Source organism: Nonomuraea sp. NPDC048826 (assembly GCF_043198225.1).
In the GTDB taxonomy this organism is placed as follows: domain Bacteria; phylum Actinomycetota; class Actinomycetes; order Streptosporangiales; family Streptosporangiaceae; genus Nonomuraea.
The window spans coordinates 271808-291916 of the sequence record NZ_JBICUQ010000011.1; the positions used below are offsets into that span (position 1 = coordinate 271808).

General features: G+C 72.7%; 18 protein-coding genes. 7 read left to right on the forward strand and 11 right to left on the reverse strand.

Annotation, left to right across the window (positions count from 1 at the left end):
• Positions 1-28: 28 nt before the first annotated feature.
• Positions 29-1330: an MATE family efflux transporter gene (locus tag ACGFI7_RS36070; RefSeq protein WP_393412723.1), complete on the reverse strand. Its 1302-nt coding sequence runs from the start codon at positions 1328-1330 to the stop codon at positions 29-31.
• 282 nt (positions 1331-1612) lie between these two features.
• On the opposite strand from ACGFI7_RS36070, the gene dnaB reads away from it, so the two are divergent.
• Positions 1613-4816 carry a replicative DNA helicase gene (gene dnaB / locus ACGFI7_RS36075; RefSeq protein WP_393412725.1) on the forward strand — a complete coding sequence of 1068 codons (3204 nt, stop codon included), beginning with the start codon at positions 1613-1615 and terminating at the stop codon, positions 4814-4816.
• On the opposite strand, the gene ACGFI7_RS36080 is transcribed toward dnaB, so the two are convergent.
• From ACGFI7_RS36080 to ACGFI7_RS36095, 4 genes are all read right to left on the reverse strand, one after another.
• Positions 4813-4938 carry a hypothetical protein gene (locus tag ACGFI7_RS36080; protein ID WP_393412727.1) on the reverse strand — a complete coding sequence of 42 codons (126 nt, stop codon included), beginning with the start codon at positions 4936-4938 and terminating at the stop codon, positions 4813-4815. The genes dnaB and ACGFI7_RS36080 overlap by 4 nt on opposite strands.
• 100 nt (positions 4939-5038) lie before the next feature.
• The gene (locus ACGFI7_RS36085) at positions 5039-9763 is read right to left on the reverse strand and encodes an HAD-IC family P-type ATPase (RefSeq protein ID WP_393412729.1); all 4725 of its coding nucleotides are present in this window, start codon (positions 9761-9763) and stop codon (positions 5039-5041) included.
• 48 nt (positions 9764-9811) lie between these two features.
• A complete protein-coding gene (locus ACGFI7_RS36090; RefSeq protein WP_393412731.1) occupies positions 9812-10279 on the reverse strand; it encodes a hypothetical protein in 468 nt (155 codons plus the stop codon).
• A 127-nt stretch (positions 10280-10406) separates the two neighbouring features.
• Entirely contained in the window at positions 10407-11198 is a 792-nt protein-coding gene (locus ACGFI7_RS36095) for an aminoglycoside phosphotransferase family protein (RefSeq protein ID WP_393412732.1), read from the reverse strand.
• A 29-nt stretch (positions 11199-11227) separates the two neighbouring features.
• Between ACGFI7_RS36095 and ACGFI7_RS36100 the strand changes: the two genes are divergently transcribed.
• Positions 11228-11605 (forward strand): hypothetical protein, encoded by a 378-nt coding sequence (locus ACGFI7_RS36100; protein WP_393412734.1) that lies wholly within the window; start codon positions 11228-11230, stop codon positions 11603-11605.
• Here the strand turns inward: ACGFI7_RS36100 and soxR are convergent.
• From soxR to ACGFI7_RS36120, 4 genes are read right to left on the reverse strand one after another with little or no spacing between them, the layout of a single operon-like run.
• Positions 11602-12087 carry a redox-sensitive transcriptional activator SoxR gene (gene soxR, locus ACGFI7_RS36105; protein ID WP_393412736.1) on the reverse strand — a complete coding sequence of 162 codons (486 nt, stop codon included), beginning with the start codon at positions 12085-12087 and terminating at the stop codon, positions 11602-11604. The two genes, ACGFI7_RS36100 and soxR, sit on opposite strands and share 4 nt — an antisense overlap.
• 10 nt (positions 12088-12097) lie before the next feature.
• Entirely contained in the window at positions 12098-12817 is a 720-nt protein-coding gene (locus ACGFI7_RS36110; protein WP_393412738.1) for a metallophosphoesterase, read from the reverse strand.
• Positions 12818-12826: 9 nt separating this feature from the next.
• The gene (locus ACGFI7_RS36115) at positions 12827-13561 is read right to left on the reverse strand and encodes an ABC transporter permease (RefSeq protein WP_393412740.1); all 735 of its coding nucleotides are present in this window, start codon (positions 13559-13561) and stop codon (positions 12827-12829) included.
• Positions 13558-14463: an ABC transporter ATP-binding protein gene (locus ACGFI7_RS36120; protein ID WP_393412742.1), complete on the reverse strand. Its 906-nt coding sequence runs from the start codon at positions 14461-14463 to the stop codon at positions 13558-13560. Before ACGFI7_RS36120 ends, ACGFI7_RS36115 begins: the two co-directional genes overlap by 4 nt.
• Before the next feature lie 109 nt (positions 14464-14572).
• Here ACGFI7_RS36120 and ACGFI7_RS36125 point away from each other — a divergent pair, with 109 nt between their 5' ends.
• From ACGFI7_RS36125 to dnaN, 3 genes are all read left to right on the forward strand, one after another.
• Positions 14573-16003 carry a sensor histidine kinase gene (locus ACGFI7_RS36125; protein ID WP_393412744.1) on the forward strand — a complete coding sequence of 477 codons (1431 nt, stop codon included), beginning with the start codon at positions 14573-14575 and terminating at the stop codon, positions 16001-16003.
• On the forward strand, positions 16003-16653 hold the full coding sequence (locus ACGFI7_RS36130; protein WP_393412746.1) for a response regulator: 651 nt from the start codon (positions 16003-16005) through the stop codon (positions 16651-16653). The genes ACGFI7_RS36125 and ACGFI7_RS36130 overlap by 1 nt, the downstream gene beginning before the upstream one ends.
• A gap of 66 nt (positions 16654-16719) precedes the next feature.
• Positions 16720-17817 (forward strand): DNA polymerase III subunit beta, encoded by a 1098-nt coding sequence (gene dnaN / locus ACGFI7_RS36135; RefSeq protein ID WP_393412747.1) that lies wholly within the window; start codon positions 16720-16722, stop codon positions 17815-17817.
• Here the strand turns inward: dnaN and ACGFI7_RS36140 are convergent.
• Complete coding sequence (locus ACGFI7_RS36140) at positions 17800-18255, reverse strand: MarR family winged helix-turn-helix transcriptional regulator (RefSeq protein WP_393412749.1); 456 nt, start codon at positions 18253-18255, stop codon at positions 17800-17802. The genes dnaN and ACGFI7_RS36140 overlap by 18 nt on opposite strands.
• Before the next feature lie 61 nt (positions 18256-18316).
• Between ACGFI7_RS36140 and ACGFI7_RS36145 the strand changes: the two genes are divergently transcribed.
• Positions 18317-18604 carry an antibiotic biosynthesis monooxygenase family protein gene (locus ACGFI7_RS36145; RefSeq protein WP_393412751.1) on the forward strand — a complete coding sequence of 96 codons (288 nt, stop codon included), beginning with the start codon at positions 18317-18319 and terminating at the stop codon, positions 18602-18604.
• Entirely contained in the window at positions 18601-19428 is an 828-nt protein-coding gene (locus ACGFI7_RS36150) for an NAD(P)H-binding protein (RefSeq protein WP_393412753.1), read from the forward strand. Before ACGFI7_RS36145 ends, ACGFI7_RS36150 begins: the two co-directional genes overlap by 4 nt.
• On the opposite strand, the gene ACGFI7_RS36155 is transcribed toward ACGFI7_RS36150, so the two are convergent.
• A complete protein-coding gene (locus ACGFI7_RS36155) occupies positions 19415-20089 on the reverse strand; it encodes a FadR/GntR family transcriptional regulator (protein ID WP_393412755.1) in 675 nt (224 codons plus the stop codon). The genes ACGFI7_RS36150 and ACGFI7_RS36155 overlap by 14 nt on opposite strands.
• Between the last annotated feature and the right edge of the window lie 20 nt (positions 20090-20109).

Here is a 20109-nt window from a genome sequence, read left to right on the forward strand (position 1 = left end):
TGCCATGAGATGCCCGCGACCGGTCCGGTTACGCGCCCACCACCAGCCAGGCAGAGCCGGCGGCACGGTAGGCCAGGGTGACGAGCCGGGCCACCATCCACACCCCGAGCGCGCACCACAGGGCCACGATGCCCAGCCCCGAGGCGAGCACGGCGGCGGGCAGGTACGCCAGCGTCGTCCACACCCCGGCCCACGCCAGATAGCGCTGGTCACCCGCGCCGATCAGCACGCCGTCGAGCACGAACACCACCCCGCAGATCGGCTGGAACAGCGCCACCGGCCAGAGCACGGCCAGCAGCTGCTCGGTCACCTGCGGGTCGGCGTCGAACACGCCCGGCAGCAACGGACGCGCCGCCAGCACCAGCAGCGCCAGCACCGCGCCCGACCAGACACCCCACGCGACCATCCGCCGGGTGGCCGCCCGGGCGGCCGCGACGTCGCCGGCGCCGAGCGCCCGGCCGGTGATGGCCTGCCCCGCGATGGCGATCGCGTCCAGCGCGAACGCCAGCATCGTCCACACCTGGGTGGCGATCGCGTACGCGGCCAGCTCGGCCTGCCCCATCCTGGTGGCGATCACCATGGCGACCACCAGCACCACCCGCAGGCAGACCGTCCTGATCAGCAGCGCGAACCCGGCCGTGCCCGCCTGCCGGATCCCCGCCGGATGCGGCCGGAGCGGGACGCCCAGCCGCCGCGCACCCCTGACCACGACCGCCACGTACACCGCCGCGCCGACCGTCTGCGCCAGCACGGTGCCCCACGCCGACCCGGCGATGCCCCAGTCGAGGCCGAGCACGAACCAGGCGTTCAGCGCCGCGTTGAGCGCGAACGAGCCGACCGCCACCACCAGCGGCGTCACGGTGTCCTGCAGCCCGCGCAGCACGCCCGTACCGGCCAGCACCACCAGCATGCCCGGGGTGCCGAGCAGGCTGATCCGCAGGTACGTCACGGCCTGCTCCGCCTGCTCGGGAGCGGCTCCGAACAGGTCCACGACCGGCGGCGCGAGCGGCCAGACGACCGCGATCAGCGCCGCGCCGATGGCAAGCGCCAGCCAGATGCCGTCCACGCCGTTGCGCATCGCCCGCTCGTGCCGCCCCGCCCCGGTCTGCCGCGCCACCGACGCGGTCGTGCCGTACGCGAGGAACACGCACAGGTTCACCAGCGTGGTCAGGACCGTGCCGGCCACGCCCAGCGCGCCCACCGCGGTGGTGCCCAGCCCGTGGCCGACGATCGCGTAGTCGGCCAGCAGGAAGAGCGGCTCGGCCACCAGCGCCCCGAAAGCAGGCACGGCCAGCCGCAATATCTCCCTATCTCGGGGCGTAATGGGCATCCACCCATTATGGCCCTTACCGGAAGTGTGGGGCCAACTTTCTTCCCTCCACAGCCGGTGGACAGCATATCCGCAGGTCGGACCGCTTGTGGATGAAGGTGTCCACAGTTATCCCCAGGCTCGTCCACAGGCCTTTCACACCCTGAGGGGCCTGCGTACACAGCTTGACCACAGGGTTGTCCACAGGCCGCGTTGCTGATGCGGCGCGGAGCCGCGAAACTGTCAGACCGGTCGACTACAAGTGGGGGTGGTGCGACCGCTGCGAGCAGTTGAGGGGGCGCGGTGAGCATTGACGAAGAGATCGGTGCGGGCCCGGGTTTCGAGCGCACACCGCCCAACAACATCGAGGCCGAGCAGTCGGTGCTGGGCGGCATGCTGCTGTCCAAGGACGCCATCGCCGACGTCATCGAGATCATCCGCTCCGACGACTTCTACCGTCCCGCCCACCAGATGGTCTTCGACGTCATCACCGACCTCTATGGCCGGGGCGAGCCGGCCGACGCGGTCACCGTCTTCGACGAGCTGCAGAAACGCGGCGAGATGGCGCGCGTGGGCGGCGCCGCCTACCTCCACACCCTCACCGCCGTCGTCCCGACGGCCGCCAACGCCGGCTTCTACGCCAAGATCGTCAGGGAGCAGGCCGTGCTGCGCCGCCTCATCGAGGCCGGCACCCGCATCGTCTCCTACGGCTACGGCGGCCAGAACGAAGAGGTCGACGACCTCGTCGACCGCGCCCAGGCCGAGATCTACAAGGTCACCGAGCGGCGCACGTCCGAAGACTACGCGGCGCTGGCCGACATCATGCCCGGCGCACTCGACGAGCTGGAGGCCATCGGCAGCCGCGGCGGCCAGATGGTCGGCGTCCCGACCGGCTTCGCCGACCTCGACCAGCTCACCAACGGCCTCCACCCGGGCCAGATGATCGTCGTGGCCGCCCGGCCCGCCATCGGCAAGGCGCTCGCGCTCGACACCCCGCTGCCCACGCCCACGGGTTGGACCACCATGGGCGAGGTGCGGGTGGGCGACGAGCTGATCGGGGCCGACGGCAGGCCCACCCGCGTCGTGGCGGCCACCGACGTCCTGCACGGGCGTCCGTGCTACGAGATGGAGTTCAGCGACGGCACCGTGATCGTGGCCGACGCCCGGCACCAGTGGCTGACCGGCACGCCGGCGGGCACGCGGGTGCGGACGACCGAGGAGATCGCCGCCGCGTCGCGGTCCGGGGAGCGGCTCCAGCACACCGTCGGCAACGCCGAGCCGCTCGACCTGCCCGACCGCGAGCTGCCGGTCCATCCCTACGCGCTGGGCGTCAGGCTCGCCGCCGAGCACCCCGAGAGCGCGCTGCTCGCCACCGGCGAGCGGGCTATCAGCCCGCACGGGCCGGTCACGCTTCAGGACCGCCGCGACGACGACAGCCTGGCGACGGAGCCGGTGGAGCCGGTGGAGCCGGTGGAGCACATCCCGGTCGCCTATCTGCGCGCGTCCGCGGGGCAGCGCAGGGCGCTGCTGGCCGGGCTGCTGGAGGGCGGCGGTCACTTCGACGCGAGCTCGCCGGTCCGGTTCGTGGCCCCGAGCCGCCGCCTGGCGGAAGACGTCCGTGAGCTGGTCCTCAGCCTGGGCCACACGGCGTCCTTGACACCGGAGCCCGACCGGGGAAGCCCCGAGTCGACCCGTCACACGATCACGTTCACCCTCGCCGACGCCCGCGACCCCGAGACCGCCCACCGGCGGATCGCCGACGTGCGGCCGGTGCCGTCGGTGCCGGTGCGGTGCGTGGAGGTCGACAACGCCGACCATCTCTACCTCGCGGGCCGGACCTGGATCCCCACCCACAACTCCACGCTCGGCCTCGACTTCGCCCGGTCCGCGGCGATCAAGAACGGCATGACGACCGTCATCTTCTCGCTGGAGATGTCGCGCAACGAGATCACCATGCGACTGCTGTCGGCCGAGGCGCGGGTGGCGCTGCACGCCATGCGCTCGGGCATGATGACCGACGACGACTGGACCCGCCTGGCCCGCCGGATGAGCGAGGTGGCGGAGGCGCCGCTGTTCATCGACGACTCGCCCAACATGTCGATGATGGAGATCCGGGCCAAGTGCCGACGCCTCAAGCAGCGCAACGACCTGCGGTTCGTGGTCATCGACTACCTCCAGCTGATGAGCTCGCCGAAGAAGACCGAGAGCCGTCAGAACGAAGTGTCGGAGATCTCCCGTGCCATCAAGCTGCTGGCCAAGGAGCTCGAGGTCCCGGTCATCGCGATCTCCCAGCTCAACCGAGGTCCCGAGCAACGCACCGACAAGCGTCCCCAGGTCAGCGACCTGCGTGAGTCCGGATGCCTCACCGCGGCCACCCGCGTCATGCGGGCCGACACGGGCGCCGAGGTCTCGCTGGGCGAGCTGCTCGCGTCGGGCGCCCGCGACATCCCGGTCTGGTCGCTCGACGAGCGGCTGAAGCTCGTGCCCCGCACGATGACCCACGTCTTCCCGAGCGGGGTCAAGCAGGTCTACCGGGTACGGCTGCGGTCGGGCAGGGAGGTGGAGGCGACGGCCAACCACCCGTTCCTGACGTACGACGGCTGGCGGGCCCTGGCCGACTGCGCCGCCGGGGCCCGGGTCGCCGTGCCGCGCCACGTGCCCGCCCCTCTCGACCTCGAGCCATGGGACGAGGACGTGCTGATCTCGCTCGCCCAGGTGGCCGGTTCCGCGGGCAGCCTGCCGGAGGGCCTGTTCGCGCTGCCGAAACGGCAGGCCGCGCTCTTCCTGCGGCGGCTGTGGGCCACCGGCGGACACCTGGCCTGGGACGAGCGGGCCGGGGAGGCGTGCGTCTCCTACGCGTCCGCCGACCGGCGCCTCCTCGACGACGTGGCACGACTCCTGCTGCGCTTCAACGTGATGACGCGGGTCGAGGAGGGCCGGGTGGTCGTCCACGGCGCGGAGAACCAGCTGCGCTTCCTCGACGAGATCGCCGGGCACGAGCCGGCCGCCCGCGCGTGCGCCGAGCGCCTGCGGCTGATCACCGGCGAGCCCGACGTCGACGCGGTGCCCGGCGAGGTGTGGACCCGCGTCCGCGCGGCGATGGAGGAACGGGAGACCGCGTTCGCCGCCGCCACGCGTGCTCGCGGGGAGCGCCTGGGCCGGGTCGCCGCGGTGCTCGACTCCTCCGACCTCGATCTCCTCGCCACCAACGACGTCTTCTGGGACGAGATCGCCTCCGTCGAGCCGCTCGGCGAGCAGCCGGTCTACGACGCCACCGTGCTGGGCACGCACAACTTCGTCGCCAACGGCATCAGCCTGCACAACTCCATCGAGCAGGACGCCGACATGGTCATCCTGCTGCACCGGGAGGACGCCTACGAACGCGAGTCACCGCGGGCCGGCGAGGCCGACCTGATCGTGGCCAAGCACCGTAACGGACCGACGGCGACGGTGACCGTGGCGTTCCAGGGTCACTACAGCCGCTTCGTCGACATGGCCCAGCACTAGGCCAGGCGCAGTCCCGCCGGGCGGGCGACGGCGGCGACGAGGGCCTGGACGAGCCGGGTGATGAGGGCTTCGAGGAGCAGGACGGCCGCCTTGGCGAGCACGGAGGCCAGGAAGTCGGACATGGGTTACCTCACGGGGGCATGGTTAGCGTTACCCGCATAATCAACCATAAAAGCCCCAAATGGCTATAGCTGGGATGAACCGGGGCCGAACGATCGATGACTAGCGCGTACGGGAGTGCTCGATCACGACGGCGACCAGCGTGGCCGCGGCCGCGCAGCCGAGCCCGACGCCCCAGCCCGCGGGGCCGACCGGACGGCAGCCGAAGACCTGGCTGAGACCCGGCACGGACACGGTCACGCCGAGTGCGGCCAGCGACGACAGGGAGGCCAGCACGACCAGGCGGTCGCGGTGGCCGAGTGCCAGCGTCTGCATGAGCTGGGCGCCGACCAGGCCGATGAGCCCGACGGTGTCGGCGCGGCCGCGGGTCCCGGTCACCCGGGCGAGCAGCCACGCGGCGGTGGCCGCCCCGGCGGTGGTGGCGGCGCGCAGGTAGATGTCGCGGGTGAGCGCGCTGCCGAGCGAGGCCTCGGGGCCCTCGGCGAGCAGCTTGCCCGGCCCGGCGGCGCTGGGCGGCCGGATGGCCACGGCCATCGCCGGCAGCATGTCGGTGAGCAGGTTGACCAGCAGCAACTGGCGGGCGTTCAGCGCGCTGCGCCTGGTCAGCAGGCTCGACCCGAGGGTGAAGGCGATCTCGCCGACGTTGCCGCCGAGCAGGATCCCGAGCGCGTCCCGTACCGACCCCCACATGGCCCGGCCCTCCACGATCGCGTCGATGATGGTCTCGATGCGGTCGTCCAGGACGACGATGTCGGCGGCCGAGCGGGTCGCCGGGGTGGCTTTGGAGCCGAGCGCGACGCCCACGTCGGCGAGGCGGATGGCGGGCACGTCGTTGGCGCCGTCACCGGTCACGGCGACGACCTCGCCGGCGGCGCGCAGCACGTTGACGATGCGCGCCTTGTGCTCGGGGGTGGTCCTGGCGAAGACGGCGACGTCGGGGAGCAGCGCGCCGAGCCGTTCGTCGTCGACCGCGTCGACCTCGGGCCCGGTCATGACCCGCCGGCCGTTGAGCGCGTCGATCTCGGCCGCGATCGCCTCTGCGGTGCTGGGATGGTCGCCGGTGATCATGACGACCCGGACGCCCGCGCCCATGAGCCGCCGCACGCTCTCCTTCGCCGTGGGCCGGACGTGGTCGGCCAGGCCGAGATACCCGAGGAAGCACAGCCGTTCGATCCGGGACTCGTCCAGGTCGGCGCGGCTGGACGCGGTCCGCTCCGCGACGGCGAGCACCCGGTAACCCTGGCGGGCCAGCCGGTCCACCTCCTGCTCCAGCGCCCGCCTGGTCCGGCCGTTCAGCGGCACGCGACGGCCGTCGCGCAGGACGGTGGAGCACCGGCCCAGCACGACCTCGGGCGCGCCCTTGACGCTCAGCAGGTGTCCGCGCTCGGACCGGCCGAGCACGGCGTGATAGCCGCGGGCGGGTTCGAAGTGCAGCTCGTCCACCCGCTCCCAGGTCCGCAGGCCCTCCTCGGGGGCGATGCCGAGCGCCTGCGCGCCCTCGATGACGGCCCGGTCGGTGGGGTGGGCGATGCGGCGTCCGCCGCCGAACGCCGGACCCGCGCGCAGCGCCGCGCCGACGACCGCGCGCGACTCGGCCGTCAGGGCGTCCGGCGACGCCGAGTGCCGGCCGTCCGACACCTGGCCGAGGCTGATGTGCCCTTCGGTGAGGGTGCCGGTCTTGTCGAAGCAGAGCACGCCGACCCTGCCCAGCGCCTCGATCGTGGACGGGTTGCGGACCAGCGTGTTGCGCCGCGACAGCCGCTTGGCGGAGGCCAGTTCGGCGATGGTGGCCACGAACGGCAGCCCTTCGGGGACCGCCGCCACCATCATGCTCACGGCCGGCCCGAGCGCGGTGGCCAGCGGCGAACCGCGCAGCAGGTCGATGGCCATGAGCAGCACACCGGAGCCCACGGCGGCGGGCAGGATCCGGCTGCTCAGCTCGCGCAGCCGCAGCTCGACGCCGCTCGGCGGCGGCTCCTGCCCGGCCAGCAGGGCGGTCCGGCCCGCCTCGGTGTGCTCGCCGGTGGCGACGACCACGGCGCGGCAACTGCCCGCCGCGATCGTGGTGCCCTGGTACACCATGGAACCGCGCTCGGCGACGGCCGGCGCGGCGGTGGGGGCGGTGGTCTTGGCGACGAGCTGGGACTCCCCGGTGAGCGTCGACTCGTCCACCTCCAGGCCGGACGCCTTGACGAGCCTGGCGTCCGCGGGCACCGCGTCGCCGGCCCGCAGCTCGATCACGTCCCCCGGGACGAGGGTGTCGGCGTCGCAGTCCACGGTGCCGTCAGGGCGGCGCACCCGTACGGTGACCGTGGTGAGGTCGGAGAGCCGGTGCAGCGCGCGGTCGGCGCCGCGCCGCTGCGCGCCGCCGAGGACCGCGTCCGTGACCATCACGCCGCCGATCAGCCCGGCGTCCAGCACCGAGCCGACGACGGCCGACAGCCCCGCGCCGGCGGCGAGCACCGGCGTCAGCGGGTTGGCGAGCTCCCGCACCGCCGCGCCGGCCAGCGACACCGGGCCACCGTCGTGCGCGGCCCTCCCGGTCGTGCGGCGGGCGGCGGCGGCCTTCTCGGTCAGCCCTTTACGCGAGGTGCCGAGCCGGGTGAGCACGTCGGGCACGGCCATGGCGTGCCAGGGCGTGGGGTCCGCCTGGGCGGGCGGCGCGGCCCGCCCGGCGGCCCGGCCCATCGCGTACCCGGTGATCATCGCTATCGTCGACGTGGCATCCCGCGCCCAGCCGGCGCGCTGCGACGCCCCGGCGGACGGGCCGACGAACGCCAGCCCGGTCCCGGCCACCGCGCCGGATGCCGCCAGCCACACCCCCCGGGTGCTCGCCTTCCTGGCCGTCGGCAGGGCGCGCAGCACCAGGTGAACGGCGTCCAGCCCGCCCGCCACGTCGGCGTCCCACGGCACCCTCCGCCCCGGCTCCAGCACACCGATCCCCAGGTCGGCCCGGCTGAGCCCGCGCCGCGACCGATGCGACACCACGGCCACCCCCCGCCCGGCCGCCTGCAACTCCCGCACCAACCCCACCAACCGCCCCTGCCGGTGCCCAGTGGCCTCTCCGCCCCGCCGCCCGTCCACCGGTCCGGCCACGCGCGCCTCTCCGCCCTGCCGCACGGAGGTCGGTGTGGCCGCGCGTGCCTCTACCCCCTGCCGTCCGTTCACCGATCCGGCGGCGCGCCCCTCTCCGCCCCGCCCGTATTCAGGTACGGCGGCGCGCGTCGCTCCGCCTCGCTGTCCGTATCCGGGTACGGCGGCGCGCGTCGTTCCGCCTCGCCGTCCCTCCGTCGCCTCGGTCGGGTCTTCGTCCTGCCATCCGTACGATCCGGGCGCCTCCGCCGTGGGTGGCGCGTCGGGATGGTGGGGGAGGCCGAGGCGACGGGCGAGGGCGGGGTCGTCGCCGGAAAGGATCACCGTGCCCGCGTCCTTGGCCGCCGCGACCAGCGCCGCGGCCATCGGGTGCGGCTCTCTGGCCAGCCCGACCAGCGCGACCACCGTGCCGTCCCTGGACACCGTGACCGGCCGGATCCCCTGGTCAAGCCAGTCCAGTCGCGCGCCGTCCGCGCCGTCCGGGCCGCGTGCCCCGTCCACACCGTCGGGACCGGCCGCGTCGCTCGAGCCGTCCGCGTCGGCAGGGCCATGGGGACCGTCCACGCCTTCCGGGCCGTCGGAACCGTTCACGCCGCTCGGGCTGTTCGGGTCGGTGGGGACGGCGGTCCAGCCGTCCAGTTCGCGGCGCGCTCCCGGGTCGGTGAGGTCGAGCAGGGTGTACAGGCGGGCGTGCAGTTCGTCAGGGTCGACGCCGGGATCGAGGGGTTCGACCCGGTCGATCGTCCATCGGCCGGTGGTGAGCACCGCGGCGTCGAGGACGATCGTGTCGACGCGGTCCATGCGGGACAGCCCGCGCGGGTCGAGCACCAGCGCGCCCCGCTCGGCCAGCGCGGTCGCGACCGCGTTCACGAAGGCGTCCCGGGTGTGCCGGGCGGGCTTGGGGATCCCGGAGATGAGCAGGGGCAGCCCCCGCCGGTGGTCGCGCCCGGCGAGTGCGGCGACGCCGTGGGCGGCGAGCGCGGCCGGGCCGGCGACGTCGGCGTAGCGTTCGAGCGGGCCGCGGGGGAGCGGGGCGGGCCGGGCGGCGGTCTCCGGTCGGATGTGCCGGTAGGCGCCGTCGTGGCGGGCGAGCTCGGTTTCGTGCGCCGCCCAGGCGCGGTGCCCGGCCCGCGCGGCGACGTACCGGCCCGCGGCGGCGACGGAGTCGACGAACAGCGTCACGGGGCGGGCGGCCAGCGTGGTGGAGACGATCTTGGTGGCGCCCAGGATCGCGTCCGCGGCCGGGACGCCGATCCGACGTTCCAGCTCCAGCCGCACCCGGGGGATCTCGTCGGCGAGCGCCACGAAGCTGGGCACCGCCTCGGACAGGCGCGGCACGCGGGCGATCTGGCCGGTCAGGGCGAGGGCCGAGCCGGTGAGCTGGAGCCCGAGGTTCACGGCGGCCTTGGCGTGCTGCTCGGGACCGCCGAGCACCCGGGGGACGCCGGGGTCGGCGCCGGGGCACGCGACGTCGTACTCCTCGACGATCGTGACCAGCTTGTCCACGTCGGTGTCGTCCGGGTCGCAGCCGAGGAAGACGCAGCCGAGCGCGCCGTTCACCTCGGCCCGCCGCACCCCCTGGGCGAGCAGCCGGTCCTCCAGCGCGCGGGCGCGCTCGTCCGTCCCCGGCCCGCCCACGTACCGCAGTTCCACCCGGACCCCGCCGGGGCACGGCCGCACCCGGCGGGCGCGCGGGACGAGGCCGCGTACGGGTTCCGGGAGGATGTCGAGCAAGGTGTCAACGGAGAACAGGCCGAACACCGCTTCACGCCCCCTGTCGCGTCAGCTCGTCCGGCTGCGCTCGACCGCGTCCTTCTGCCGGTTCATGGTGTCCTTGACCGCGGCGGCCTTGCGCTTCGCCGTGGCGGCGGTCGCGGCCTTGGTGGCCGTCTCCTGCCTGCGCTCGGGCGGCTTCGCGGGCGCGCGGTCCTCGTCCCGGTGGCCGTCGCCGTCGCGCCGGGCGCGCTGGGCGATGACGGCGCCCATGCCGATGGCCGCCGCCACGGGCCATTCGACCACGCCGAACACCGCGAGCGCGCCGAGCGCCCCGTAGTAGGCGATCCGCTCGGGCGGCGGCAGGAACGACTTGGCGATGTCGACCGCGTGGCCCATCTCCTGCTTGCTGATGTGCGGCAGGGGGACGTGCGGCAGCTTCATCTCGGGCTTGTGGAGCTGGATGGACACCATGGGCAGGTCCAGCGTGACCGTCTTCGGCTGCTCCGTGGACGGTGGCGTCTGGGTATCGACCATGGTTCCTCCTTGGGCGTGACTCCCGGGTCCTCGTGGGTTCTTTTCCGGGGCCCTTACCCCTAATCCGGACAGGTGTTATTTGACCTTTTTGCCGCCTCTCTACCGACGCCTCTCTACCGACGCCTCTCTACCGACGCCCCGGACGCAGCCGCTCGGCCACGCCCAGCCAGACGGTGACCTCGGCGGCGGTGAAGTGCCGGATGGCCCAGTCCACCTGGCGCAGCGCCATGTGCGCCCAGCAGGCCGGGGTCGTCTCGTCCGGCACCAGCGGCAGCAGCTCAGGAGCCCTGCGCGCCAGGTCGAACCGGAGGGCGACGAGGTCGAACCCGGCGTCCCCGCGCCCGGCCCCGTCCCAGTCGACGACCCCGGTGATCGCGCCGGAGTCGTCGACGAGCACGTTCTCGGGGTGGAAGTCCGCGTGGACCAGATCGTCCCCTTCCAACGTGTCGGGGACCGCCGCGCCGATCTCCTCCACCTGGGCGAGGAGCTTCCGGGTGCGGGCGTCGTACGTGCGCAGGGACCCGTGCAGGCAGAACCCGGGGCCGTCCGTACGCAGATGGAGCGGGAGAGCGGGCGGATCGGGGCGGCCGGCGAACAGCCCACGGGTGCGCCGGTTCAGGGCGACCATGGACCGGATCGTGTCCGCCGAAGGGACTCGGGCGGGCGCCCCGGGCAGCAGCTCCTGGATGACCAGCGGCGGATGGACGGCCTCGTAGCGCGGGGCGGGGATGCCGGCGGCGCGGGCGACGTCCAGGAGGTCACTGACGTCGGGACCACGGGTGAGGACGGAACGGCGCCCGTCGGGCCACCGGACGTAGGCCGCGCCGACCTGGCCGCCGGGGCAGGGACCGTCGTACGTGAGGTCCAGTTCGCGCAGGGCGGAGGCGACGTCGAGACGGGGCACCGGCGGAAGTGTCACGAAAGCCGATCCTCGCGAGTCCTCTACGCATGACTCAAGAGAGAATCGTCCGCGCCGTCGTGATCCTCGCCGGCGCGGTGTTCCTGGTGGCCGGCGTGTGGGCGTTCGGCTGGCCGCGGCACTTCTACGACACGGTCGCCCCGTACCCGCCGTTCAACCTGCACCTGTTCCACGACGCGGGCGCGTTCCAGCTGGGCATCGCGGCGGCCCTGCTGGGCTCGCTGCTCTGGCGGGACGCGCTCTTCGTCGCCCTGCTGGGCGGCTCCGCGGGTACGGTCGTGCACGCGATCTCGCACATCGTGGACCGCGACCTCGGCGGCAACCCGAGCGACCCGTACACGCTGAGCCTGCTGGCGCTGATCGTGGTGGCCGGGGCGGTGCTGCGGTGGCGGTGGAGAGACGGCTAGACGCAGGGGTTGGCGCCGGAGGAGCAGAGGTGGGTGTCGATGCGCCTGGCCCCCGGCCCTTCGGCGCCGAGCCGGTCGTGCGGGTTGGCCAGCAGGCAGCGGTCGAGCGAGAGGCAGCCGCACCCGATGCAGTCGGTGAGGTCGTCGCGGAGCCGCTGGAGCTGCTCGATGCGGTCGTCGAGCTCGCCGCGCCAGGCGGCCGAGAGCCGGGCCCAGTCGTCGCGGTTGGGCGTGCGGCCTTCGGGCAGCTCGGCGAGGGCGTCCTTGATGGTCTTGAGAGGGATGCCGAGGCGCTGGGAGAGCCGGATGAACGCCACTCTGCGCAGCGTGTCGCGGCTGTAGCGGCGTTGGTTGCCGGTCGTGCGGCGGCTGGAGATCAGGCCCTTGGCCTCGTAGAAGTGCAGGGCCGACACGGCCACGCCGCTGCGCTCGGCGAGCTGGCCGACGGTCAGTTCCTTGGAGTTCCAGGCAACCTTGGTCACGACCTGGAGCTTACGTGAGGCTGACAGTCCGGAAGTGGGTGACCAGGTCGTCGCCGTCGAACAGGTGCAGCGCGAACGCGGGTGGCAGCTCGTACGAGATCGGGACCGGTTCGGCGGTCTCCCAGGTCGTGAGGCAGGTCGAGATGACGCCCGGCGCGACGACCAGGGGGAGCCCGGCGAACCTGGCCTGGACGGCGGTGTGCGCGTGACCGGTCAGCACCGCCGCCACGTGCGGGTGGCGGCCCAGCAGCGCGGCGAGCCGCTCCGGCTCACGCAGGCCGATCCCGTCGACGTACGGGATGCCGAGCGGGACGGGCGGATGGTGCAGGCCCACGAAGGCCGGCACCCCCGGCCGCTCGGCGAGCACCTCGTCGAGCCAGGCCAGCGTCTCGTCGGCGAGGAACCCGTACGCCTGGCCCGGCACGCTGGAGTCGGCCAGCGCGAGCGTCGCCCCGTCGAGCCTGAGCACCTGGTCGGCGGGCCCGATCCGCTTGTCGAACTCGGGGACCGAGTCGTGGTTGCCCGGGCAGACGATCAGCGGGGTGCGGACGCGCATCAGCGCGGCGGCGGTGTCGTACTCCTCGGGCAGGGCGTGGTCGGCGATGTCGCCGGTGACCAGGATCGCGTCGAGTCCGAGCGCGTCGACGTGGCGCAGGACGGCGGCGGCCCGCTGCACGCTCTCCGGCGAGCCGCCGATGTGGATGTCACTGATCTGCGCGAAGGTCACCATGGCCACAAGCTACTCCCACTTGAACAGGCGTACGGCGAGCCCGGAGAACAGCACCAGCCCGGCGACCATGACGGCCAGGTGCGGCAGCTGCGGCCAGTCGCCCGCCCAGGTGTCGCGCATCGCGTTGACGAACGGCCCGACCACGGAGTAGTCGCTGATCGTGCGCAGCGTGTCCGGCATGATCTCGCGCGGGATCCACATGCCCGCCACGAACAGCAGCGGGAACATCACCAGCGACCCGATGCCGGGCGCGGCCTTGCTGTTGGGCGCGACGGAGGCGATCACCAGGCCGAGGGCCAGCATCGCGGCGGTGCCGAGCAGGTACACCAGCAGGAAACCGAAGACCTGCTGCGGAATCTGTGAGCCGAGCACCAGCCATCCCGTGAAGATCACCACGACGGCGCTCACGACGACGATGGCCAGATTGAGCAGGAGCTGCGCGCCGAGCAGCCGGGCCGGGTGCATCGGCGTGGTCGACATCCGGCGCAGCACGCCCTGCTCCCGGTAGGCGGCCATCGCGCCGGGCAGCACGGTGAAAGCGGTCGTCAGCAGGGCGAGCAGGATCATCTGGGCAGGTAGCTGGGCGTCGATGAACCGTTCCCCGCCCAGGTTCGGGTCGGCCTTGCGCAGGGCGGGAATCTGCCCCAGGACCACGAGCAGGCTGACGGGGAGCGCGAGGGCGAACAACACGATCTGGAACTCCCGCGCGAGCAGCTTGGTCTCGACCAACAGGATCTTCTTCATGCCAGCTTCCTTCCGGTGAGTGCGAGGAACGCGTCGTCCAGCGTGGCCTGCTCGATCCGCAGGTCGTTGGGGACGATCCGCTGCTCGGCGAGCGCGAGCGTGACGGCGGGGGCCAGGTTGCCGGTGCCGGTGACGACCACCTGGTCGCCGGTGCGCCTGACCTCCGTGACCTCGGGCAGGGCCAGCAGGACGGAGTCGGCCACGGGGGCGGACGGCCGGAACCGCACGGTCTGCGTGCCGCCCATCCCGGCGACGAGCCCGGCGGGGGAGTCGACGGCGGCGACGCGGCCGGAGTCGATGAGCGCCACGCGGTCGCAGAGCCGCTCGGCCTCCTCCATGAAGTGGGTGACGAGCACGATCGTCACGCCGGAGTCGCGCACCTGCTCGATCAGCTCCCAGGTGTCGCGGCGGGCCTGCGGGTCGAGCCCGGTGGTCAGCTCGTCCAACACGGCGATGCGCGGCTTGCCGACGAGCGCGAGCGCGACGGACAGCCGCTGGCGCTGGCCGCCCGAGAGCTTGCCGAACATGGTGTCGCGCTTGGCGTCCAGCCCGACCCGCTCCAGCAGCTCCTGCCAGTCGGCGGGGTCGGGGTAGAAGGACGCGTACAGGTCGAGCGCCTCCCACACCTTGATCTTCTCGGGCAGCGCGGCGCTCTGCAGCTGGGCGCCCAGCACCTTGCGGAGCGCGTCCCTGTCCTGCACCGGGTCGATGCCGGCCACCCGGAGGGTGCCGCCGTCGGGGACGCGCAGCCCCGACACGCACTCGACGGTGGTGGTCTTGCCCGCCCCGTTCGGTCCGAGGATGCCGAAGATCTCTCCGGCCTGTACCTCGAACGACACGTCGTCCACCGCCACGTGGTCCTTGTAGCGCTTGTGGAGGTTCTTCACCTCGATGACGTTCATGGTGAAGACGCTAGGGACGCCGGTTCCGGGGAGGAATCGTGCTGGTTGCCGGGCAAGGGTGTACTTAGGTGCACTGTGCGGGCCTCGGCTGATCCTCCACACTGGAGGCATGGTGCGGAAGTTCGGTCACGTCCTGGGATTGCTGGCGCTCGTCGCCGCCGAGCTGCTGGCCATCGTGTCTTCGTTCCTGAGCCTGGTCCTGTCCTTCGGCCTGGGCATGGTGTTCCTGTTCCCGCCGCAGGTGCGGATGATCAGGTGGGTGACGGCGACGACGCGCCGGCTGGTGGGCGCCTCGTCCGGGATCGTGATCGAGCCGCCCTACCTGCCGCAGCCGCCGCCCCCGCAGCCGCAGGCCGACGGGCTCTACCGGTCGCACCGCACGCTCTACAAGACGCCCCGGATGCCGGCCTGGAACGACCGCTGGAGCTGGCTGGTCACCGACCCGGCGACCTGGCGTGACGCGCTGTGGCTGCTGCTCGACCCGCTGATCAAGGTGATCCTGCTGCCGTTGCTCATCCTGCTGCCGGGGCGCGGCCTGCGCGTGTACGGGCTCTGGTGCGAGCTGCTGCTCGCCGCGACCGCGTCCAGCCGCCTGGTCGGCCAGGTCAACCACCTCAACCGGGTACGCAACCTCGCGGTCGACACGCAGGCCGCCGAGATGCGCAGGATCGAGCGCGACCTGCACGACGGCACGCAGGCCAGGCTGGTGGCGCTCGGCATGACGATCGGCGCCGCCGAGCAGCTCATGGAGTCCGACCCGAAGGCGGCCAGGGCGTTGATGGCCAAGGCCAGGGAGGCTTCGGCGGAGACGCTCACCGAGCTGCGCCGGGTGATCCGCGGCATCCACCCGCCGGTGCTGGCCGAGCGCGGGCTCGGCGACGCGGTGCGGGCGCTGGCCATGGACAGCGCGCTGCGGGTGTCGGTCGAGGTCGACCTGCCGCACCGGCCGGAGGCGCCGGTGGAGGCGGCCGCCTACTTCGCGGTCAGCGAGCTGCTGTCCAACGCCGCCCGGCACGGCGGGGCCGAGTCGGTGGCGATCGACATCAGCAGCAACGGCCCCAATCTCCGCATCACGGTCACCGACGACGGCTGGGGCGGCGCCGACCCGGCCAAGGGCAGCGGGCTGGCCGGGATCGAGACCCGGCTGGCGGCCTTCGACGGCGTGATGGCGTTCAACAGTCCGCCGGGCGGGCCGACCACGGTGACCATGGAGCTGCCGAAGGTGCTGCCCCAGCACTGGGCCGGCGACCTGCCCAAGCTGCCGCGCTGGAAGACGGTCACGGTGGTGACGCTGTGGGCGACGGCCTGGTGCCCGCTGTTCCCGCAGGGGATCGTGGCCGGCATCTTCACCGCGATCGACTTCGAGCACAAGAGCTGGTTCCTCGCGCTGCACCTGCCCGAGGCGTGGCGGTGGCCGGCCGTCGGTTTCATGATCCTGCTCGGTACGGCCATGTACGTGGCCGCGGTGGCCATCCCGGCCCACCACAAGGGAAGTCCGCGGGCGCCCCAGCCGCTTGCCGGGGACATGGGGCTCTGCTGATGAAGAGGGTTCTCGTCGCCGAAGACCTCTACCTGCTCAGGGACGGGCTGGTCCACCTGCTGCAGGCGCACGGGTTCGACGTGGTCGCCGCCGTGGAGAGCGGGCCCGAGCTGCTCAAGGGCCTGGTGGAGCTGCGTCCCGACGTGTCGGTCGTCGACGTGCGGCTGCCGCCGACGTTCACCGACGAGGGGCTGCAGGCGGCTCTCCAGGCGCGCAAGAAGGTGCCGGGGCTGCCGATCCTGGTGCTGTCGCAGCACGTCGAGCAGCTCTACGCGCGCGAGCTGCTGGCCGGCGGCTCCGGCGGCATCGGCTACCTGCTGAAGGACCGGGTGTTCAACGCCGAGCAGTTCGTCGACGCGGTGCGCCGGGTCGCGGCAGGCGGCACCGCGATGGACCCGGAGGTCATCTCGAAGCTGCTGGCCAGCAACGCCAAGAACGAACCGCTGGCCGCGCTCACCCCGCGTGAGCGCGAGGTCCTGGAGCAGATGGCAGAAGGGCGTTCCAACGCCGCGATCTCCCAGCGTCTCTACCTGAGCGAGAGCGCCGTGGCCAAGCACACCGCCGGCATCTTCGGCAAGCTCGGCCTGGCCCCGTCCGACGACGACAACCGCAGGGTGCTGGCGGTCCTGGCCTACCTGAACAGCCGCTGACCGGAGGGCTTTGTCGGTGGCCTCGGATACCTTCTAAGGGCATGCCGAGAAGAAAGGCTCGATCAGGTGAAGATCCGGGTTAACCGTGACGTTCTGGCCGACGCCGTCGCCTGGGCCGCCAGGGTCCTGCCCAGCCGCCCTGTGACCCCGGTGCTGTCCGGCCTGCTGCTGGAGGCGGGCGAGGAGCTGAGCCTGTCCGCGTTCGACTACGACGTCTCGGCCAGGGCCGAGGTCGACGCCCACGTGGCCGAGGCCGGCCGCGTGCTGATCCCCGGCCGCCTGCTCGCCGAGATCAGCCGGAGCCTGCCCGAAGACGATGTGGAGATCGTCACCGAGGGCCAGGAGGCGGTGCTGACCTGCGGCAGCGCCGAGTTCGGCCTGGTGACCATGCCGGTCGAGGACTTTCCGACCATGCCGACGATGCCGCCCGCCATCGGCGCCATCGGCGGCGGCGTGTTCGCCTCGGCCGTGGGCCAGGTGGCGCCTTCGGCCAGCCGCGACGACACGCTGCCCATGCTCACCGGCATCCGGGTCGACGTGGAGGGCGAGTCGGTGACGATGGCCGCCACCGACCGCTACCGCATCGCCGCCCGCGAGTTCGAGTGGCGGCCGGTCAGCCCCGGCACCGCGGTGTCCGCCATGGTGCCCGCCCGGGTGCTGGTGGAGGTGGCCAGGTCGCTGCGCGGCGGCGAGGTGCAGGTCGCGCTCGGCGACGGGGTGGCCGGGTTCGAGAGCGTGGGCCGCAGCACCACCGTGCGCCTGCTCGACGAGCAGTTCATCGACTACCGCGGCCGGCTGGCCGCCCAGTGGTCGATCAGGGCCGACGTGCGCGTGGCCCCGTTCGTGGCGGCCGTCAAGCGGGTGGCGCTGGTGGCCGAGCGCAACACCGCCATCCGGCTGTCGTTCAGTCAGGGCCAGGTGCTCATCCAGGCGGGCGGCGGCGACATCGGCCGCGGCGCCGAGGTGGTGGAGTGCGACCTGCGCGGCGACGACATCCAGATCGCCTTCCAGTCGCAGTTCCTCCTCGACGGGCTCACCGGCATCGAGACCGAGACGGTGGCGATCCACATGGAGTCGCCGACCCGGCCCGCCCTCATCCAGGACGTGCCCGGCGACGCCGACCCCGCCTTCCGCTACCTGGTGATGTCACTCCGCCTGACCTGACTGGCGCGCGGCGACGAGCCGGAAAACCCGCTTGAACACGGCGTAGTCGGCCTCGCCCGCGGCTTCGGCGTGCTGCCGCTCGATGGCGGCCACGACCGCGTCGGAGCGGGCCATCAGGTCCAGGCCCTTGCCGGTCGGCACGATGAGCTTCGCCCGGCGGTCGGCCGGGTCGGGCTCCCGCACGACGTAACCGAGCTCGGCCAGTTCGTCCACCAGGGTGCCGATCACCTGCTTGTGCTGGCCCGACTGGGTGGCGAGGTCGGTGGCCCGGGTGCCCTCCTCGTCGAGGTAGGCGAGCACGGCGCCGTGGCGCGGGCGCAGGTCCGGGTGGCCCTGTTCGGCCAGGGTGGCGAACAGGTCCTTCTGCAGGGCGAACAGGGTGCGGCTGCTCAGGACGCCGAGGTCGGGGTCGATCTTCTTGCACTCGCTCCGGCGCATGCCATCCTCCATTTAGTAACAAATATTGACTGTCACTGATTCTTACTATTAAGCTCACGGAATGACCATGACAGTGGAACTGACGAGATTCCGTGTGGCCCCGGAGCGTACCGCCGAGCTGCTGGCCGCCCGTCCCGGCATGCTGGCAGGCTTCCGGTCCGGTCGCGACGGCTTCCTCGGCGCCCGCCTCGTCCGCCTGCCCGGCGGCGAGTGGCTCGACATCGTGGAGTGGCGCAGCCCCGCCCAGCTGGCCGCCTCGCGCGCCAAGGGCGGCGATCTGCCCGGCATCCGGGCCTTTTTCGACCTGATCGACGAGCTGGTTTCCAGCGAAGAGGGAGAGCTGACATGACCCTGCTGATCACCGGCGCCACCGGCACCGTGTCCGGCGCGCTGCTGCGCGCCCTGCCCGGTACGGACGACGTGCGCGTGCTCGTCCGTGACCAGGCGAGAGCGCCGAGCGGGGTGGACGTCGCGGTGGGCGACCTGCACCGGCCGGAGACGCTCACGGACGCCTTCAAGGGCGTCGACACGTTATGGCTGCTGACCGCGATGGGGCCGGACGCGCCGCACGCCGGCTCCAACGCCGTGTGGGCGGCCCGCCAGGCAGGTGTGCGGCACGTGGTGCGGATGTCGGCTATCGGCGCCGCGCACGACGCGCCCACCCGCAACGGCCGCCTGCACGCGATGTCCGACGTCGAGCTGGCCGCCTCCGGGCTGCACTGGACCGTCATCCGGCCGGGCTTCTTCATGCAGAACCTCTTCGGGTCGGTCAGCGGCGGCACGCTGTACGGCCCGACGGGTGAGGGCGGCATGGGCCTCATCGACGTGCGCGACATCGCCGCCTTCGCCGCCCGGGTGCTCGCTGACCCGAGGCCGCACCACGGCAGGACGTACACCATCACCGGCCCGGAGAGCATCTCCCTGCGCGAGGCCGCCGCCAGGATCGGCGTCGGCTACCAGCCCGTCGCCCCGGAGGACGCCCACCAGGCGATGCTCCAGGCGGGCCTGCCGGAGTGGGACGCGGCGGTCAACGTCGAGTACGCCCGCGCGTACGCGAGCGGCTGGGGAGACTACGCGACCGGCGACTTCGCCGAGGTGATGGGACACCACGCCCGCGCGTTCGAGGCGTTCGCCGCCGACCACGCCGACCTGCTGGGCCTCAGTCCTCGGTGAGCGCGATGAGGATGTGCTCCATGCAGGCGTGCCCGGCCCGCTCGGCGGCGGCGGCGTCACCGGCCGCGATGGCGCGGGCGATCGCGTCGTGCGGGATGTAGGTCTTGTTGAGTGAGGTGCCGGCCGCGGTGATGCTGACCCGCAGCGCCGCCGAGAAGTCTTCGTACAGGTCGATGAGCACCCGGTTGTGTGTGGCGTACGCGACGGCCATGTGGAAGGCCAGGTCGGTCTCCACGAACCGGGTCGGGTCGTCCTGCTCCCAGGCGCGGTCGCGCTCGGCCAGGGCCGCCTCGATGAGCCTGATGTCCTCGTCGGTGCGCCGGGTGGCGGCCAGCCGGGCCGCCTCCACCTCCAGCGCGCGCCGGACCTCGAAGATCTCCAGCTGCTCGGCCTGCCGCAGCCGCCTGAGCATGGCCCCCGACAGCTCGCTGGTCGCGCGGACGTACGTGCCGTCGCCCTGACGGCACTCCAGCAGACCGGCGTGAGTCAGCGCGCGTACGGCTTCACGAACGGTGTTGCGCCCGACCCCGAGCTGCTCCGCGAGCACCGTCTCGGTCGGGATCTTGCCGTTCATCTGCCACGTGCCGGTGGTGATCTGCTCCTTGAGCTGGTCGATCACCTGGTCGACGAGCGAAGCCCGCTGCGCCGTACGCAGACTCACAGTCCGCCTCCTCTGGGGAA

Excerpts from the sequence above, each read along its gene's own strand:
- ACGFI7_RS36070 (WP_393412723.1), bottom strand. The coding sequence starts at position 1,330 with ATGCCCATTACGCCCCGAGATAGGGAGATATTGCGGCTGGCCGTGCCT.
- ACGFI7_RS36080 (WP_393412727.1), bottom strand. The coding sequence starts at position 4,938 with ATGTCCGACTTCCTGGCCTCCGTGCTCGCCAAGGCGGCCGTCCTGCTC.
- ACGFI7_RS36090 (WP_393412731.1), bottom strand. The coding sequence starts at position 10,279 with ATGGTCGATACCCAGACGCCACCGTCCACGGAGCAGCCGAAGACGGTC.
- ACGFI7_RS36100 (WP_393412734.1), top strand. The coding sequence starts at position 11,228 with ATGACTCAAGAGAGAATCGTCCGCGCCGTCGTGATCCTCGCCGGCGCG.
- ACGFI7_RS36110 (WP_393412738.1), bottom strand. The coding sequence starts at position 12,817 with ATGGTGACCTTCGCGCAGATCAGTGACATCCACATCGGCGGCTCGCCG.
- ACGFI7_RS36115 (WP_393412740.1), bottom strand. The coding sequence starts at position 13,561 with ATGAAGAAGATCCTGTTGGTCGAGACCAAGCTGCTCGCGCGGGAGTTC.
- ACGFI7_RS36120 (WP_393412742.1), bottom strand. The coding sequence starts at position 14,463 with ATGAACGTCATCGAGGTGAAGAACCTCCACAAGCGCTACAAGGACCAC.
- ACGFI7_RS36125 (WP_393412744.1), top strand. The coding sequence starts at position 14,573 with ATGGTGCGGAAGTTCGGTCACGTCCTGGGATTGCTGGCGCTCGTCGCC.
- ACGFI7_RS36130 (WP_393412746.1), top strand. The coding sequence starts at position 16,003 with ATGAAGAGGGTTCTCGTCGCCGAAGACCTCTACCTGCTCAGGGACGGG.
- ACGFI7_RS36140 (WP_393412749.1), bottom strand. The coding sequence starts at position 18,255 with ATGCGCCGGAGCGAGTGCAAGAAGATCGACCCCGACCTCGGCGTCCTG.
- ACGFI7_RS36145 (WP_393412751.1), top strand. The coding sequence starts at position 18,317 with ATGACCATGACAGTGGAACTGACGAGATTCCGTGTGGCCCCGGAGCGT.
- ACGFI7_RS36150 (WP_393412753.1), top strand. The coding sequence starts at position 18,601 with ATGACCCTGCTGATCACCGGCGCCACCGGCACCGTGTCCGGCGCGCTG.